Consider the following 18,351-nt stretch of genomic DNA (forward strand, 5'->3'; position numbering starts at 1 on the left):
CTCATTTTGGTAATTCATTTTATAATAAATTAGTATAAGTATTGAAATTCAAGTTATTGCAAAGATAACTGAACTTTACTGATTAATAAAAAACAATAGTTGTGCCAGCCTTATTCAAACAAAAAGTTTGCTAAATGGTTTAGCAAACTTTTTGTTTTGAATATATTATAGTGTAAATTTAACTAAATGCTAAGCTCTAACTCATTTCGAATGATTTATAAAAAATCTATTTCTGATTAATCTATAAAAATTACACTCTTAATTTAATTACTAAAGAAACGTTACCTCTATTTTTCCAAATCCGCCACCTGTTACTTCGGACGTTTCTGTTGTTTCTACTCCACTAGCATCTCTAAAAAAAGCTTTAAATTCAAATGAACCTGAAACGGTATCTCCATCATAAACTAATTGTAAAAAACCTGTAGCATCACTTGAAAAATCTGTACTAAATACATCACCTCCTTTATCGATAGAACCCGTAAAATTTTCAGCCGAATTCACTCCAAACGGTTGTGTTTTAGGATTGTTTACTGCTAATGTAATTGAATTTCCATTCTCGTTAATAAAACTAATGGTTAATAAGTTCCCATTTAGTAAAGCTGTTGCTGATCGCATATTAAAATCATCACCATCCAAAGTGCCAATTAAATCTCCAGACATAGCAAAAATTTCATCAATCGGTGCTGGTGTTCCGCCACCATCTGATCCTATTGGTTCACCTGTGTTGGGATCTATTTCCAATCCTGTTTCAGGGTCGGTAATCACACCCGTATCTGGATTAATTATCCCTCCTGTTATAGGATCAATAAGTTGACCGGTATTAGGATCTTTAACTCCTCTCGAGATTATTTTTAGCTTTTCTATTTGATCTCCATTCAAAAAGTCTCCGGCACTTGCCTCCTTTTCACAAGAAACTAGTAATAAACCTAGAAGAGAAATTATATAAATTATTTTTTTCATGTGTCGCATTGGTTTCTACTATAATGGAACAAAGTTACAGTTTATTGCCTTATGAAACCATTTTTTTAGGAACCCTAAATAATAACCACGTTCCAATAAAGAAAAACAAAGCAAAAAACAGAATCGAAAATCGAGGACTCCCGGTAAGATCCCCCAAAATACCATACAATAGCATGCCTATTACAATTCCAATTTTTTCTGAAACATCATAAAAACTAAAATACGAGGTAGTATCCTTTGAATTAATTGGTAATAACTTAGAATATGTTGAGCGTGATAATGATTGAATTGCCCCCATAACCAAACCTACAAAAGCAGCTGTAATATAAAATTCCATAGGAGAATGTATGGTAAAAGCATATAGGCAGATTACTAACCAAGTAATATTAATCCCTATTAATGTATAAATATTACCTACTCTTTTGGCTATACGCGAAGTAATAAGTGCTCCTAAAATGGCTACTAATTGAATTAATAAAATACTAATTATTAAGCCCATGGTTGATCCTCCTTTTCCCCATTCTATTTCTTCGACCCCAAAATATGTGGCTACTAACATGACTGTTTGTACTGCCATGCTGTATACAAAAAAGGCTCCTAAATAACGCTTTAAAGCAATATGCTGTTTTATTTGTTTCCAAATAAACATTAACTCTTTAAATCCATTAAAAATAATTGAACTAGTCACCTTATTTTCATTTTTGAAATTTGGCAAATGAGCATACGTATATTGACTAAAACCAATCCACCAAACACCTACTAAGCCTATTGATATTCTGGTAGGTAAGCCTTTATTTTCAAAACCAAATAAGCTGTAACCTTCTATTAAAAATAAACAAATGATTAACAACAAAACACTTCCAATATAGCCTAATGAAAACCCTTTCGCACTTAACGCATCTTGATCCTCGGTACTTGCAATGTCTGGTAAATACGAATTATAAAATACCAAACTAGCCCAAAAACCTATAAGTGCTAAAAAATAGCATAGTAAACCAAAAAACAAATTTTCGAGTGTTATAAAACTCAAACCAATACATGCAGATGCGCCTAAATAACAAAACAGTTTCATAAAAAACTTTTTATTACCTGCATAATCTGCAATCCCAGATAAAATTGGACTTATAAAAGCGACTGTCATAAAAGCTATTGCAGTAATATAGCTTATCAAAGAATCATTATTGAAATCAATCCCTAAAAATTGAACCCTATCATTTCCATATTCATCAGTGGTTAGCCCACTCCAAAAAATGGGAAAAATAGCAGAAACTATCACAAGTGAATACACAGAATTAGCCCAGTCATAAAATGCCCAAGCATTCATCACTTTTTTATTACCTTTTTTAACTATTTTTTTTGCCATAAATCAATACTACAATTTTAGACAATGCAAAACAAAAAAAAGACTGTCTTTTCAAACAGCCTCTTTTCCTCTTTTTCAATTTTAATTAGCAATTTTAATTAGCAATTTTAATCCCATGCCAAGGGCGAAACACTATGTAAAAAACAAATTACATAGTTTAATTTTTTATTATTTTTTGAAATACATCTCCTTTATCTGACTTAATTTTTATCAAATAGCAGCCAGGACTCAAACTACTTATATCTAAATCATTATATTTAGTAGTCAGGCTTTGAACGGTATTCCCAGAGATATCAAAAATATCAATCTCTCTTTCAATACCATCTGCTAAACTTAATTTTACAGCTCCACTAGTCGGATTCGGATATACTGTAATTACATTGGATTGATTCCCTGCTACATTATTTACACTTAAAACTGGAGCATCAACAGACTCATCGCATTCACTAATGGAAAAGAATTGTTCTAATTTACATGACAATCTTTCGGCAACTATTAAGTAAGTGGTATTAGGCTTGATAAAATTGCTTACAACTACACCCGCGGTAACTTCGGTATTATTCACTAAAGATCGAGATCCATCGGCTAAAATTTCAAATAAGCCTAATGTTCCAGGAATACGACTTGGAGAAGCAAAATTATAAACAAGCTTTCTTTCATCTCCAGGTAAACATGTGGCTGTATCATCTTCAATTCCTAAGGCTAAAAAAGATGACAACACATTTACATCATTAGTCATTTCGCAACCATTAGCTGCTGTTACTTTAACACTGTATTGACCTGCCGAAAAAATATTAAATCCAAAGCTATCTAAACTGATATCTTGTCTATCAATAATAACTTCTTTTGTGTTTTTATTTAAAATCATTACATCAAAGGGTGCTTCACCTTTTTCAATAGTTATTGCTAAAACTCCATTTTTATCGTTACAACTTGGCTTGTCCGTATTTTCTGCCTTAAATAATAATGGGTTAGTATCACATATGTCAGTAGTTTGGGCATTAGACATAAATGATCCCAACAATAAAATAGATGCTAAAGATCGTTTCAGTTTATTTGTTTTTTTTGAGTAAAGTAGGCTATTCATCAGTAATTCTTTTTAATTGATATACCTTAATACGCTCAACAATTAAAAACCCCTACCCCTATTATTTAAAAAAAGCAAAAAATAGACAAAACACCTATTAAAATCTTTTAAATGCAATTTAGATTCAAAAAAACTAAAAAAACATTCCTAAAATTCTAGTGTAACAATAACCTCAAAACATAAAAAAACCATTCACTGTTCAATGAATGGTTTAATACATATAATAAATACTAGATAGTAATTTATTTAAATGAGGTCACACCAAATTTAGCGGCTTCTCTTCTTGCTTCAGGCGCCCATTTTGTTAAATTAGCAATACGGGTGTCGTTTGATGGGTGAGTACTCAACATTTCTGGTGGTGCCCCATTGCCACTTTTTGATGAGTTCGCTTTCATACGTACCCATAATTTTGCGGCCTCTTCGGGATTATACCCCGCTATAGCCATCAAATTAATTCCTATTTTATCTGCTTCAGTTTCATGACTTCGACTAAATGGAAGCATTATTCCTACTTGTGAGCCTATCCCAAATGCTTGTGCAAATATTTGTTGCGCCGCTGCACTTTTTCCACTCATAGCAATTGATCCGGCTACACCAGCAACTTGTTGAATTTGACCTGCACTCATACGTTGCTGTCCATGATTTGCTAAAGCATGGGCTACCTCATGCCCCATAATTGCGGCAATACCTGCCTCATTTGCCGCTATTGGTAAAATCCCTGTATAAAAAACAATTTTACCCCCTGGCATACACCAAGCATTTACTGTTTTATCATCCACTAAATTATACTCCCATTTATAACCTTCCAAATACTCAGGATGTCCATTGGCATTAAACCAACGTTCAGCCGCTTTTGAAATTTTTTGACCTATTCGTGTTATCATTTCAGCATCAGAAGTTCCTTTAACTACTTTATTTTGACTCAAAAACTGATCATATTGCTGAAAAGCCATAGGAAATATCTGACTATTACTTACCAATGCCAATGTTTTCTTTCCTGTAAAAGGATTTGTAGCACACCCCATTAGTAAAACTGATGCTAAAGCTCCTATTATTTGATTTCTATACTTCATAATAACCCTGTTTTGTTTTCTTTAATAAAATTACAATTTTTTAAATAATTATGTTAAGAACATTTTATTTTTCCTACTAACTCAAGGAAGTTTGCAAATATTATTTCTAAATTTTTTATTAAAAAAATAAAGTTTGGCTAACTTTTTGAGATATTCGTTTAAAAGCAACTAAAAATCGATTTCGGTAAAATGAAAAAAATTCTAACTTTTATATCTATTTGTGGTATTCTATTTTCTTGCAAGGGACAAGAAAACAATATGGAACAGTCCAAAACTTATGCCATAACTAAAACTGAAGCTGAATGGAAAGCAGATTTATCCGATTTTGAATATTATGTATTAAGGCAAGCTGGTACCGAAAGAGCATTTACTGGTGAATATGACAAACATTACAAAAAAGGGATTTATCAATGTAAAGCTTGCCATACTCCTTTATATGATAGTGCTCATAAATTTGATAGCGGTACGGGGTGGCCAAGTTTTTATCAAGCTATTGAAAATAATGTAGATACAAGTGTAGACTATAAATTGGGTTATGCTAGAAAAGAATTGCTTTGTGCTAGTTGCGGAAGTCATTTAGGTCATGTATTTGGTGATGGTCCACGACCTACTGGAAAAAGACATTGTATTAATAGTGTATCCTTAGAATTTAAATCAACTGAACCATGAAAAAATTTAAAATAGAAAAAAGCGCCGAGGAATGGAAAGCTCAATTAGGTGAAGAATCCTATTTCATTCTTAGAGAAAAAGGTACCGAACGCGCTTTTAGTGGTGCACTCAATACAAATTATGAAAAAGGCTCGTATAACTGTAAAGGTTGTAACGCTACACTTTTCACTAGTGAGCAAAAATTTGACAGCGGTTGTGGTTGGCCTAGTTTTGATGCTTCAGAAGAAGGATCAATTATTTACAATCGGGATACTAGTCATGGAATGATAAGAACTGAAATTTTATGTGCTAACTGTGGCGGACACTTAGGACATGTATTTAACGATGGACCAACAGAAACTGGACAACGCTATTGTGTAAACTCACTAAGTATTAATTTTAAAAAATAACAATGATGAAAAAAATAAAAACACTTTTAATTAGCCTTTTAAGCCTTAGCTTTATGTTAGCTTCGTGCGAAGGTCCTACTGGTCCCCCTGGAAGGGATGGGTTTGATGGAAGAGATGGTAGTCCTACTTTTATTTTCGAAATTGCAGATGTAGATTTTGAAAAAGATAAAAACTATTCTTTTGGTGATATTATCCCTGATGATATTCCCATTGATGATTCTGATTTAGTTTTAATTTATAGGTCAAACGAATTGAATAGCACTGGAGATGATGTTTGGCAATTATTACCACAAGCCTATTTTTTAGACCAAGGAACTTTGCAGGTTAATTTTAATCATACAAAAAATGATTTTGAGATTATTATAGATTCAAATTTTAATCTTGACGACCTAACTCCCGATCAAGTTAGCCGCTTTTTGACAAATCAAATATTTAGAATTGCCGTTGTTAGTGTTAATACATCATCTGTAAATACGTCAGCTAAAATTTTAAATGACAGCAGATATAATTATGAAACTATTTCACAAGGAGCGCAACGCTTAAATTTTACTGAATAAAGATCTATTCCGACATATATATAAAATAATATAACATTTGCCTCAAGGATATACCACTTGGGGCAAATTCTATTATAAATGGTTCTCAAAAATCATTATTACTGATCAGGTCCTTGGTCAAATTGTTCCTCAAAATACCTCCTATTACCACAGCCCCACCTACAAATAGACTTTGGAAAGCCAAAAATCCATGGTTCGAAGCTGATATGCTCCCCTTTATTCAAAAATAAATTGAAATTATCCTGAAAATAAATAATAAACTCTAATACTAACCGTGCAATAATTAAATCTACCAATACTAAAACAACATAATATATTTACAGTATAATTACCTTTCAATTACATCTATTACAAATATTATAATAGCATATTATTTTATTTCAAAGACTAGGTTTACCTTTAGCTTTTTTTATTTACCACCTATAAACTAATTATGAAGCATATCTGGTCCTTCGAAAAAAAAATTTTGTGCGTTTCTTTTTTAATCTGTAGTTTCCAAATATTGATTGCCCAAAAATCATCAGTTATTCCCGAATTTAAATCGCAAAAGGCACAAGCAAGCTTAGATTTTTTATCTATTAAAATGCCTGATGACAATGAAGCCAATATGGGTTTTAGTGGTATTCATTACAACCTGAAATTTAATGATTTTTACAGTGGCTTAGGTATTTATGGCTCCGTTAGTGGCATACGAGGTGGTTTTTTTACTTTAGGAATTAATGCCGGAATCCAAAAAGAAATTACTCCTAAACTTTTTATTGATACAGGTATTCACTTTGGCGGAGGCGGCGGCGCAGCAGCACCAGATGGTGGTGGTGCATTCATTTTACCTCATATTAGTTTAGGTTATCAATTCAATAAATTTTCAGTTACTGGGGGGTATAGTTATGTAAACTTTTTTGATGATGGTGACATTAAAAGTGATCAGTTTTATGTAAGTCTTCAAGTTCCTATTTCTTTTGATTATTCCAATTATTTACATGCCGAAAAAAAGTATACTACAAATGAATTAAAAGGATCTTTTTGGGAAAAAATTTCAAATCGTATTTCGGTGATGGCACATTTAAATAATTTGTCGCCAATGGGAGATTCTGTCAATAATTTTGGTGTGTCATTAAATGATAAAACAATTCGACTTTCAGGCGTTGAAATCAATTCTTATATCACAAATAATTGGTTTTGGCTTTTTAAAACAGATGGCGCTTATAGTGGTATTCCTGCTGGCTATATGGATATTTTTATAGGTGGTGGTTACCATTTTTCAATGAATAAAAACCGTACCAATATTTTAGCTAAAGTTGCTGTAGGTGCCGGAGGCGGTGGCGGAGTAGACTCTCAAGGGGGAACACTACTCTACCCGGATATTTCAATTGAGCAAAAATTATATGATGACTTTTATATTTCCGTTAATAAAGGATTTATGTTATCACCTAATCAACACTTTAATGCCTCAACATTAGGCCTTGGGCTTAAATATTATGTAAATACTGAAGGCTCACTAGCTGATCAAAAAGACTTGACTAAAACAAAATTTAAAGGATTAAATATTATTGTAAAGCAAGATGTATATACTAATGCTAAAAGAGTTACAAACCCGACCGAAGATTTATATCAAATATCACTTCAAGTCGATCTTTTCCTTAAAAAATATATTTATGCTACAGGTCAAACTTCATTTGCCAACTTTGGTAATGCAGGCGCTTATGCCGAAGGTATTTTAGGAGTTGGACTACAATCTGCCTCTTTAATCGATAAAAAAATCAGTGTTTTTGCTCAAGTTTTGGGTGGAGCTGCTGGCGGAGGTAATATAAGTACTGGTCAAGGTTTTATTGTTAAACCAAGTATTGGGTTTTATTACCATTTAACCGATAAACTTAATTTTAGAGCTGCTATTGGTTATGTAAAAGCTAGTGGAGGTGAACTTAATAGTACTGCTTTTAATTTTGGTTTAAGTTATCGCTTTTCATTGTTAACAGCTAAATAATGCATAGTTCTTAACTTTAAAAAGCTTTGGTTTTAAATTATCAATTCGACTGGTATATTAAAAAAACAATGTCATAAAAACAGTAATATCCTCTTAAAACAATTAAAACAACAACAATACTAATTAAAATACTCAAAAGTGACATTTCTATCTAAGTAGAACAAGCACAGAATGGCTTTTTAAATTAAGGATTAATACGTATTTTCGTCCCTCAACAATCAAATATTTATACAGTATGAGCGCATATGATGTTATTGTGTTAGGAAGTGGTCCGGGTGGTTATGTTACTGCTATTAGAGCTTCGCAACTAGGTTTAAAAACTGCAATAGTAGAAAAAGAAAGCCTTGGAGGTGTTTGTTTAAATTGGGGATGTATTCCAACCAAAGCATTATTAAAAAGTGCGCAAGTATTTGATTACCTTAAACATGCCAGTGATTACGGATTAACTGTTTCTGAATTTGATAAAGATTTTGGAGCCGTAGTTAAGCGTAGCCGAAATGTAGCTGGTACCATGAGTAAAGGGGTTCAGTTTTTAATGAAAAAAAACAAAATTGATGTTATTAATGGTTTTGGAAAATTAAAAGCCGCTGGAACACTAACTGTTACTGATGATAAAGGTACTGCTACTGATTACACTGCAAAAAATATCATAATTGCTACAGGTGCACGTTCACGTGAATTACCAAACTTACCACAAGATGGTGAAAAAGTGATCGGTTATCGCCAAGCTATGACTCTTAAAAAGCAGCCTAAAAAAATGATCGTTGTGGGATCTGGTGCAATTGGAGTTGAATTTGCACACTTTTACAATTCAATGGGAACAGAAGTTACTATTGTTGAATTTTTACCAAACTTGGTCCCTGTTGAGGATATAGATATTTCAAAGCAATTTGAAAAAAGCTTTAAAAAAGCAGGTGTTAAAGTAATGACTAATGCTGCTGTTGAAAGTGTAGACACATCTGGTAAAGGTGTGGTAGCAACTGTTAAAACGGCTAAAGGTATTGAAACTATTGAAGCTGATATCGTACTTTCTGCTGTTGGAATTAAAACAAATATTGAAAATATTGGTTTGGAAGACCTTGGTATTGCTACCGATAGAGATAAAATTTTGGTAAACGAATGGTACCAAACTAATATTCCTGGTATTTATGCTATTGGTGATGTGGTTCCTGGACCTGCTTTAGCTCATGTTGCTTCTGCAGAAGGAATTACTTGTGTTGAAAAAATAGCAGGTGTACATACTCCTCCAGTTGATTATTCTAATATTCCTGGGTGCACTTATGCTACTCCAGAAATAGCTAGTGTTGGTTTAACAGAAGCTAAGGCTAAAGAACAAGGATATGATTTAAAAATTGGAAAATTCCCATTTACCGCTTCTGGTAAAGCACAAGCAGGTGGAACTCCAGATGGTTTTGTCAAAGTAATTTTTGATGCCAAATATGGAGAGTGGTTAGGTTGCCACATGATTGGTGCTGGAGTTACTGACATGATTGCTGAAGCTGTTGTTGCTCGTAAACTTGAAACTACTGGACATGAAATACTAAAAGCTATTCACCCTCACCCAACTATGAGTGAAGCTGTAATGGAAGCTGTTGCCGATGCATACGACGAGGTAATTCACTTGTAAACAATCGGAATTTTAACAAAATATATTATAACCCTTGCTAAGTTAGTGAGGGTTATTTTTTTAGTTAATAACATCCACTTTGATTTAATTTTCAGAATCCTTACTTTCTAAAAAAGCCCTATATCATATAATGAACAACTATGTGCCTGAAGTTCATAGTTTTGGTTATGACTGAAAGTCACCATCTTTTTAAACATCCATTTTTGCTCTTAGTTATTAGCACTTTGACAAAAAGCTAACAGCTAACTACCAATAGCTCTTTGTCTTATTTTTAGAAACTAAAAGCGAAATACACTAAAGTGCTTAGTTTTATCTATTCCTGAGACCAATAAAGAAAAAGCTTCATTTCACACAGGTGAAATGAAGCTTTTATTATGAGAATAAAACAATGTTTTTACTCGTCAAAATCTTTTAAAATATCAGAAATATTCATTGCTTCTTTACTAACCGCAATGCGTCCAGATCTAACAAATTGTAGTAAACCATAAGGTTTTAAAGCGGAATATAAAGCTTCTGTTTCTATGCGTCTACCAGTTTTAGAAATTACAAAAAACTTCTTATTAACAGTAACTATAGATGCGCCACTACGTTTAATGATATTCTGTATTTGAGGTTCATCAAATAACAAACCTGAAGCTACTTTATACAAAGCCGTTTCTTGCGATATCGTTTCGCTATCCGTGTGATAAAATGCTTTAATTACCTCAATCTGCTTTTCTATTTGACCGACGATCTTTTTGACTTTTTCTTCAGTCATTTTTACCAAAATTGTAAAACGATACACATCTTCAATTTCAGATTCTGAAGCCGTCATTGATAATAAATTGACGTGTCTCTTCAAAAAAATTGCAGATATTCGGTTAACTAGTCCTATGTTATTTTCTGTATATACCGAAATGGTAAAATATTGTCTATTTTCTTCTTCCATAGTAATTAAACTATCTCAAGCTTCCTTGAGTTATTTATTTTTTAACTATTATTTCTCTAAGAGAAAAATATTCTCTTATTAATAAACTCACGTTACTGTGAGTTAGCTTAATCTAATATCAGAAACCGAAGCTCCTGTTGGTATCATTGGAAATACATTATTTTCCTTTTCAACACATACCTCCAAAAAGTAAGGTCCGTCTGTTTCCAACATTGTTTTAACCGCATCGGCCAAATTAACCCGTTCCGTTACACGTTGCGCTGGAATATGATAACCTTCGGCAATTTTCACAAAATCAGGATTAGTCATTTCCGTTGAAGCATAACGGTTTTCAAAGAAAAGCTCTTGCCATTGGCGTACCATTCCTAAAAACTCATTATTTAATATCACTATTTTAACTCCTGTTTTATTTTGAAAAATAGTTCCTAACTCCTGAATGGTCATTTGATAACCACCATCACCAATAACAGCAATTACTTGGCGGTCTGGTGCTCCCATTTTAGCTCCAATAGCTGCAGGTAAAGCAAATCCCATAGTTCCTAAACCACCAGAAGTTACATTACTTTTAGACTTCTCAAATTCGGCATAACGAATAGCCATCATTTGGTGCTGTCCAACATCAGTCACAATGACCGCATCTCCTTTAGTAACTTCATTTATATTACGAATTACTTCGCCCATACTCATTCCTTCTTTTGAAGGAAACAATTCTTCTTGAATTACTTTTTCTTGCTCTATTTTATCAAAAGCCTTAAACTCACCCAACCATGCTGTATGTGTTTTTTCTTCTAATAAAGGTAAAATATCGGCAAGGGTAGTTTTAACACTTCCCATTACAGCTACTTCCGTGTCAACATTTTTATTTACCTCTGCTGGATCAATTTCAAAATGCACTACTTTTGCTTGCTTTGCATACGTTGACAAATCACCTGTTACACGATCATCAAAACGCATTCCTATAGCAATAAGTACATCACATTCATTAGTCAACTTATTAGGACCATAATTACCATGCATCCCTACCATTCCTACATTTAAATTGTGTGCGGTTGGCAATGCAGATACTCCTAGAATTGTCCATGCTGCTGGAATTCCTGTTTTTTCAACAAGTGCTTTAAACTCGGCTTCTGCTTCACCTAAAATTACTCCTTGTCCCCATACAATCATAGGCTTTTTTGCCGCATTAATAATTGCAGCAGCCTCTTTTACGGTTTCAGGATCTGTTTTAGGAATAGCCTTATAACTACGAACTCCTTTACATTTTTCATAACTAAAATCAAACTCAGCAAACTGAGCATCTTTAGTGATGTCAACTAAAACTGGTCCTGGTCTACCCGAACGTGCAATGTAAAATGCCTTAGCCATTACAGCAGGTATATCCTCGGCTTTAGTCACCTGAATATTCCATTTTGTTACAGGGGTTGAAATCCCAATAATATCTGTTTCCTGAAAAGCATCAGATCCTAACAAATGTGATCCTACCTGGCCTGTAATACATACCATAGGTGTCGAATCAATTTGAGCATCTGCTATTCCTGTGACTAAATTAGTAGCACCAGGTCCCGAAGTTGCTATTGCAACACCGACTTTTCCACTTGTACGGGCATAACCTTGCGCTGCATGGGTAGCACCTTGCTCATGACGTGTTAATATATGAGTTAATTTATCTTGATACTTGTAAAGCTCATCATAAACTGGCATAATTGCTCCACCTGGATATCCATAGATCAAATCCACTCCCTCGGCTAGTAAACATTTAATTACTGCTTCTGCTCCTGTTATACGTTCTGTTGTTTTACTCATTTTTTTAGCTTTTGGCTATTAGCTTTTAGCTATTCGCTTTATTTTTTCAGATTTTTTATATAAATCCGAAAATTTAATTGTTTAAGGTTACCCACTCAATGAATAATCATATAGAATAACCTTTATATTTTATCTCTAATTAGAATACTAAAACTCATCAGTTACACACCCATGAGAAGCTGAAGATACTGAACGTGCGTATTTATATAACACTCCCTTCTTCACTTTCAACTCGGGAGCTACCCATGTTTTTCTTCTTTCAGCTAATACTTCATCAGACACCTCAACATTGATTGTATTTGTTTCTGCATCAATAGTAATAATATCACCATCATTCACTAGACCAATTACTCCTCCAACTTGTGCTTCTGGTGTAATATGTCCCACTACAAAACCGTGAGTTCCTCCAGAAAAACGACCATCTGTAATTAAAGCTACTTCTTTACCTAAACCAGCTCCCATAATTGCAGCTGTAGGTTTTAACATTTCTGGCATACCAGGCCCTCCTTGTGGTCCTTCGTAACGAATAACTACAACATCTCCCTTTTTTACTTTACCATCACGTATACCGTCATTAGCATCATACTCACTATCGAATACTTTTGCTGTTCCAGAAAAACGTAAACCTTCTTTTCCTGTAATTTTTGCTACCGAACCTTCCTTAGCTAAGTTACCATACAGCATTCGTAAGTGACCTGTAGCTTTTATTGGCTTATCCAAAGGCATGATTACTTCTTGCCCTTCTGTTAGATCTGGAACACTAGCTAAATTTTCTGCCAATGTTTTTCCTGTTACAGTCAAACAATCTCCATGCAATAAACCTTCTTTTAATAAATACTTACATACCGCTGGAATTCCTCCCACAGCATGTAAATCTTCCATCGCATATTTACCACTAGGTTTTAAATCTGCTATAAAAGGAGTGGTATCACTAATTTTTTGAAAATCCGTTAACGTGAAGTCTATATCTGCTGCCCTAGCAATAGCTAAAAAGTGTAATACGGCATTAGTTGAACCTCCTAAAATTGTGATTAAACGTATTGCATTTTCTAATGATTTACGTGTTATAATATCAGATGGTTTAATATCATTTTCTAACAAGTAACGCATTTGCTTTCCTGCAGCAACACATTCCGCTTGTTTTACATCACTAATTGCTGGATTTGAAGAGTTATAAGGCATTGACATCCCTAAAATCTCAATAGCAGACGCCATAGTATTTGCCGTATACATTCCTCCACATGCACCTGCACCAGGAATCGCTTTACGAATTACTTGACGGTATTCGCCTTCTTCCATGGTACCCGCTACCTTTTCTCCCCATGCTTCAAAAGCAGACACAATATCTAACTTTTTATCTTCGTGACAACCAGAAGCAATAGTTCCTCCATATACTAAAATAGATGGGCGGTTTAAACGAATCATTGCCATTAATGCACCAGGCATATTTTTATCACAACCAACAACAGTTACTACTCCATCATATGATAAACCTTGTACTACAGTCTCCATAGAATCTGCAATAACATCACGAGATGGTAATGAGTAACGCATTCCAGGTGTTCCCATAGAAATACCATCACTTACTCCTATAGTATTGAAAATTAATCCAAAAGTTTCTTGTGTATTGACGCCTTCTTTGACCTTTTTTGCCAAATCATTTAAATGCATATTACATGGATTACCTTCATATCCTGTACTTGCAATTCCTACTAATGGCTTATTAAAGTCCTCATCTTTTAACCCAACTGCATACAACATTGCTTGTGCTGCCGGTTGCGTATCATCTTGCGTTACACGTTTACTAAACTTGTTAATCTCCATTCGTTTACTTTATTATATTCTGTATTTTCTTTATTTAAAAATAACGAGCTTTCTTTTAAATCACTTTATATGTAAAAATAACAGTACAAAATTAATTTTACTTAATAACTAGACATGTACTACAATAGTCATTTTAAAAAAAATAAAATTAACTATTTGATTACCAATAAACTAAAATAGCCACTTGTACAATCACAATTATTTTTTATTTGTTAAATAAAGTTCAAAAAATTAAGCTTTCTCATTATTGGCTGCAAAGATACTTATATCCTAGTTAATCTAATTAAAACCTTACAATTTTGAATAAATTTATATAATTATAAGTTTTCATTAAAAAATACACATATAAATTCATATTTTAATAAAAAATAATGATTCTATACAAAGCCTTTTATGCATTAAAAATATGTTGATTTTACAACACCCAAATTGTATTATACTCTTTTATTGGTAGGATAGCAAGAACTTAAACAGACTCAAGAGGTAGAATTAATTTCACTAACAATAAGTATCAATCTAAATGATATCTTCAAAAAAATTAAATGTCGACGTTATCAGCCTCAATTAATAATTAAACTTTATTATACATCTGTTACTTTTTTAAAGAATTACTATCTTTAAAAACAAATCATTTGCAATCTATTTCTATTATGTTAAAAATTTCAACACTATTCACTTTTTTCCTTTTTTCAATCGCAACAATCGCTCAAACTTTTACTTTAAAAAGTAACGACATTGGTGGGCAAATGACCTCCAAACAAGTTTTTAATGGTTTTGGATGTAGCGGAAGTAATGTTTCACCCCAATTAAGCTGGAGTAATGCTCCTGAAGGAACAAAAAGTTTTGCTATTACAATTCATGATCCCTCTGCTCCTACTGGAAGTGGTTGGTGGCATTGGCTTATTTTTGATATTGATGCCTCTGTTAACGATCTAGTATCCAATGCAGGAAATATTGAAGCTAATCTAGCACCTAAAGGAAGTATACAAAGTGTTACAGATTATGGTGCTTTTGGCTATGGAGGACCATGCCCACCTCAAGGTCACGGTTTTCATCAGTATGTAATTACCATTCATGCTTTAAAAGTAGCTTCCCTTGGATTGGACAAAAATACAAATGCCGCGGTGGTAGGCTTCAATTTATTTGCAAATACTATTGAAAAAGCCTCGATTGTTGCGTATTATAAAAGGGATTAAATTAATTAACGATCTCCCTTAAATACTCTAAAACTTGTTAATACTATTTTTACGGATGGATCTTTTAAAGCTTGACGTGTAGAAAATAAATTATGATATAAAACCATTCCCATAGACCAAAAATATTTATCTCGTTCTGGAAATTTATTTTTTAGTATTGTATAATCTTTTATACCAGATGATATTGCTGATTCTGGTATAGTTTCTAACACTTTTTCTATTTTATTTAATACTAACTCTCTTTCATTAAAACTCATCTGATTCAAATCAGTCGGAAGATAATAACTTGTTTTAAACCCATTTTTAATAAAAATAGGTAAGGATTTATAATATTTAGACTCAACAATAACTTTGTTGATTGGATAATTGTTATGTTTTAAAGTTTGAAGTATTTTTTTTAATATTTTAACTGAATTATCTTGTTTAAGGTTTTTAATGTCTAACCACAAAAAAGGTTCCTCTTTTAAAGAATAAATATGTGAAATATAATTTTCAAAACTTAAATGAATTGATTTTTGAGGTAAATGGTTTACATCTAAAAAATTTTCGGTTTCATTATACACTAAATCCAATTCAACTCCATCATAAAATTTTAAAGCATAATCTAGTTTTTTTAAACTATTAACTCGATGTGCCCATATTTTGTCATAGTAACCTAAAAGTTCAGGTTTGTATGGTACATAATAATACACAAAAAAAGCACCTATAAAAAAACTAATGAAAAGAAAAAAGTATTTAATCTTTGTCATAATCTATCCCTTTTTTTATTAGTCTTTTAGATTCTTTAAATTTATTGCTAAAAATACTTTTAGTACTATCCAGTCTATTAAAATTAATTTGGCTTACATCTGAAAAACTATGAACAAAGTTTTCTAAGTTGTATTTTCTTTCAAGTAAAAGATCACTTTCCTTTATATGAGAAATATTTTTCTTGTACCCTTTTGAAAACCAAAATATAAAAGGCACTTCATACATTGGCTTTGTAGCATGATATTCATTATGTCCAAAAAAATCCATCGTATCATAAACTTCGTCTCCGTGATCTGAAAAATACAATACATAGCTATTAGTTTCTAGCTCCCTTACTTTTTCAATAATATTTCTTATTACAAAATCATTATACCGAATTGCATTATCATATTCGTTTACCTTTAACTTAAAGCCACTATCATTATTAAAAAACTGAAATTCTTTAGGGTATCTTCTTTTATACGGAGTATGTGTGCCCATTAAATGGACAAACACCATCTTTTTTGTCACATCTTCATTTAAAATATTTTGTAATTGAGGTAACAATTTTTCATCATATACATTATCACCGTAATCATCTGTATTGATAAAATACTTATGCTGTGCTGCATTACCTATTAACGTTGGAATACTTTCATCTATTCCTATGGGTTGTTGGTTTGACAACCAATAAGTAGTAAAACCTGCTTCATTTGCTATTTGAATGATAGAACTATTTTCCTTTACATTGGGATTTGAATAATCTGACATTGTCAATATTTTTTCTAAAGATGCTATAGTATGCACATGAGGAGCTATTACATCTTTAAAAATAATAAGTTCATCTTTAATTTCTGACAGTAAAGGGTTTGTTTCTCTTGCATAATCATATAATTGCATATGCCAACTGGATGTTGATTCACCTATGACTACAACATAAGTTTGGGCTACATCAAGTTTTGAAACAAGTTTTATATAGTCACTCTTTTCTTTTGCTAGTGTATTTTTAAGTTTAGTTTTTAAATCAACATATTCAGCATAAGAATTATAGATTTCAATTAATATATTTTCATCATTAAACTTTTTGTAAATAAGCATACTAGATAGTACAACAAAAATCAAAACAAAAATTTTTGCTATACCATTAGTAAAACATAACAAAGGTATATCACTTAAATTGAGGGTTCCTTTATCACGTAAATATTTTTTTACAAAAAAAAGGATTCCAAACAAAAACATTAAAACAAATAAAACCTTTGATGTTTTTATAAAGTCATAAAAATATCCAGATATTTCTCCTTTATTAGACTCAAATATCACATATAAAGCTGATGTACTTAATTTAGTTTCATAAGTACTATAAAAAAAAAGCTTTACTATTATCAAAATAGATAATAATACAATCAAAAAATCAAATAAAAAATTACGGATTTTGAGTGGTTTAAATAAAAATATTGTCACAAATAGTATCACCGAAAAAAGACCAAATGCTACTATTTCTTTTAAATACCCGTAAGTAGATGGAACATAAAAGAAACCGAATATTAAAAAAACAAAAAAAGGATATAATACTATACCACCTATTGGCAGCAGTTTCTTTAAATCTTTAAAAAATAAATTCATTCATTAAAATTAAGTATTAAAATTGAAACCCATTAATTTGTTTTAAAGCTTCGCCAATGGCAAAACTTACGGCATTTGCTATATTAAAACTTCGAACTTTCCCTGTACTTGGGATAGACACATGATTATCGAATAAATCAAGAATTTCTGATTCTAAACCTTTTGATTCTCTCCCAAAAACTAGCCAATCTCCATCTTTATATTCAGGAGCTAAAAAGTTTTGTTTGGCATGAGATGTAAATAAAAATACACGACTTTCGTCGGAAAGCTGTGCTTTCCAAGCTTCGAAATTTTCGTATTCCGTAACGCTCAACTCAGGCCAATAATCCAAGCCCGAACGTTTTAAATTCTTATCCGTTATTTGAAAACCTAAAGGATGTACCAAATGCAAGTGACAATTTGTACCTACACATAAGCGACCTATGTTTCCAGTATTATTTGGAATTTCGGGATGAATTAAAACTATGTTTAACATATATAGATTTTAGATTTTAGATTTTAGATTTTAGATTTTAGATTTTAGATTTTAGATTTTAGAT

Annotated in this window: 16 protein-coding genes; 6 read left to right on the forward strand and 10 right to left on the reverse strand. The window is 32.2% G+C overall.

Going from position 1 to position 18,351, the window contains the following annotated elements:
- Positions 1–270 precede the first annotated feature (270 nt).
- The 4 genes from KQA_RS0204370 to KQA_RS0204385 form a co-directional block, all read right to left on the reverse strand.
- Positions 271–960, reverse strand: coding sequence for a hypothetical protein (locus tag KQA_RS0204370; protein ID WP_010178474.1), 690 nt, complete (start codon positions 958–960; stop codon positions 271–273).
- 49 nt (positions 961–1,009) lie between these two features.
- Positions 1,010–2,323, reverse strand: coding sequence for an MFS transporter (locus KQA_RS0204375; protein WP_010178475.1), 1,314 nt, complete (start codon positions 2,321–2,323; stop codon positions 1,010–1,012).
- Between the two features lie 157 nt (positions 2,324–2,480).
- Entirely contained in the window at positions 2,481–3,410 is a 930-nt protein-coding gene (locus tag KQA_RS18500; protein ID WP_010178477.1) for a T9SS type A sorting domain-containing protein, read from the reverse strand.
- A 242-nt stretch (positions 3,411–3,652) separates the two neighbouring features.
- Positions 3,653–4,483 carry a M48 family metallopeptidase gene (locus KQA_RS0204385; RefSeq protein WP_010178480.1) on the reverse strand — a complete coding sequence of 277 codons (831 nt, stop codon included), beginning with the start codon at positions 4,481–4,483 and terminating at the stop codon, positions 3,653–3,655.
- Between the two features lie 189 nt (positions 4,484–4,672).
- On the opposite strand from KQA_RS0204385, the gene msrB (KQA_RS0204390) reads away from it, so the two are divergent.
- From msrB (KQA_RS0204390) to lpdA, 5 genes are all read left to right on the forward strand, one after another.
- Positions 4,673–5,152 (forward strand): peptide-methionine (R)-S-oxide reductase MsrB, encoded by a 480-nt coding sequence (msrB, locus tag KQA_RS0204390; protein WP_010178482.1) that lies wholly within the window; start codon positions 4,673–4,675, stop codon positions 5,150–5,152.
- Positions 5,149–5,541 (forward strand): peptide-methionine (R)-S-oxide reductase MsrB, encoded by a 393-nt coding sequence (gene msrB / locus KQA_RS0204395; RefSeq protein ID WP_010178490.1) that lies wholly within the window; start codon positions 5,149–5,151, stop codon positions 5,539–5,541. The genes msrB (KQA_RS0204390) and msrB (KQA_RS0204395) overlap by 4 nt, the downstream gene beginning before the upstream one ends.
- 5 nt (positions 5,542–5,546) lie before the next feature.
- On the forward strand, positions 5,547–6,098 hold the full coding sequence (locus KQA_RS18505) for a hypothetical protein (protein ID WP_010178495.1): 552 nt from the start codon (positions 5,547–5,549) through the stop codon (positions 6,096–6,098).
- A gap of 502 nt (positions 6,099–6,600) precedes the next feature.
- Positions 6,601–8,082 carry a hypothetical protein gene (locus KQA_RS0204410; protein WP_010178497.1) on the forward strand — a complete coding sequence of 494 codons (1,482 nt, stop codon included), beginning with the start codon at positions 6,601–6,603 and terminating at the stop codon, positions 8,080–8,082.
- Positions 8,083–8,317: 235 nt separating this feature from the next.
- Positions 8,318–9,709, forward strand: coding sequence for a dihydrolipoyl dehydrogenase (gene lpdA / locus KQA_RS0204415; protein WP_010178498.1), 1,392 nt, complete (start codon positions 8,318–8,320; stop codon positions 9,707–9,709).
- A gap of 394 nt (positions 9,710–10,103) precedes the next feature.
- Here the strand turns inward: lpdA and ilvN are convergent, their stop codons facing one another.
- The 3 genes from ilvN to ilvD form a co-directional block, all read right to left on the reverse strand.
- On the reverse strand, positions 10,104–10,637 hold the full coding sequence (ilvN, locus tag KQA_RS0204420) for an acetolactate synthase small subunit (RefSeq protein ID WP_010178499.1): 534 nt from the start codon (positions 10,635–10,637) through the stop codon (positions 10,104–10,106).
- Between the two features lie 102 nt (positions 10,638–10,739).
- Positions 10,740–12,440, reverse strand: a complete 1,701-nt coding sequence (ilvB, locus tag KQA_RS0204425) for a biosynthetic-type acetolactate synthase large subunit (RefSeq protein ID WP_010178500.1) — start codon at positions 12,438–12,440, stop codon at positions 10,740–10,742.
- A gap of 147 nt (positions 12,441–12,587) precedes the next feature.
- Positions 12,588–14,264, reverse strand: coding sequence for a dihydroxy-acid dehydratase (gene ilvD / locus KQA_RS0204430; protein ID WP_010178501.1), 1,677 nt, complete (start codon positions 14,262–14,264; stop codon positions 12,588–12,590).
- A 650-nt stretch (positions 14,265–14,914) separates the two neighbouring features.
- On the opposite strand from ilvD, the gene KQA_RS0204435 reads away from it, so the two are divergent.
- Complete coding sequence (locus KQA_RS0204435; RefSeq protein ID WP_010178502.1) at positions 14,915–15,460, forward strand: YbhB/YbcL family Raf kinase inhibitor-like protein; 546 nt, start codon at positions 14,915–14,917, stop codon at positions 15,458–15,460.
- Positions 15,461–15,465: 5 nt separating this feature from the next.
- Here KQA_RS0204435 and KQA_RS0204440 read toward each other — a convergent pair whose 3' ends face one another.
- From KQA_RS0204440 to KQA_RS0204450, 3 genes are all read right to left on the reverse strand, one after another.
- Positions 15,466–16,209 carry a hypothetical protein gene (locus KQA_RS0204440; RefSeq protein ID WP_010178504.1) on the reverse strand — a complete coding sequence of 248 codons (744 nt, stop codon included), beginning with the start codon at positions 16,207–16,209 and terminating at the stop codon, positions 15,466–15,468.
- Positions 16,196–17,311 (reverse strand): phosphoethanolamine transferase, encoded by a 1,116-nt coding sequence (locus tag KQA_RS0204445; RefSeq protein ID WP_198283102.1) that lies wholly within the window; start codon positions 17,309–17,311, stop codon positions 16,196–16,198. The genes KQA_RS0204440 and KQA_RS0204445 overlap by 14 nt, the downstream gene beginning before the upstream one ends.
- A 517-nt stretch (positions 17,312–17,828) precedes the next feature.
- The gene (locus KQA_RS0204450; RefSeq protein WP_010178508.1) at positions 17,829–18,287 is read right to left on the reverse strand and encodes a tRNA (cytidine(34)-2'-O)-methyltransferase; all 459 of its coding nucleotides are present in this window, start codon (positions 18,285–18,287) and stop codon (positions 17,829–17,831) included.
- Positions 18,288–18,351 lie beyond the last annotated feature (64 nt).

The organism is Aquimarina agarilytica ZC1 (assembly GCF_000255455.1).
Taxonomy (GTDB): Bacteria; Bacteroidota; Bacteroidia; order Flavobacteriales; family Flavobacteriaceae; genus Aquimarina; species Aquimarina agarilytica.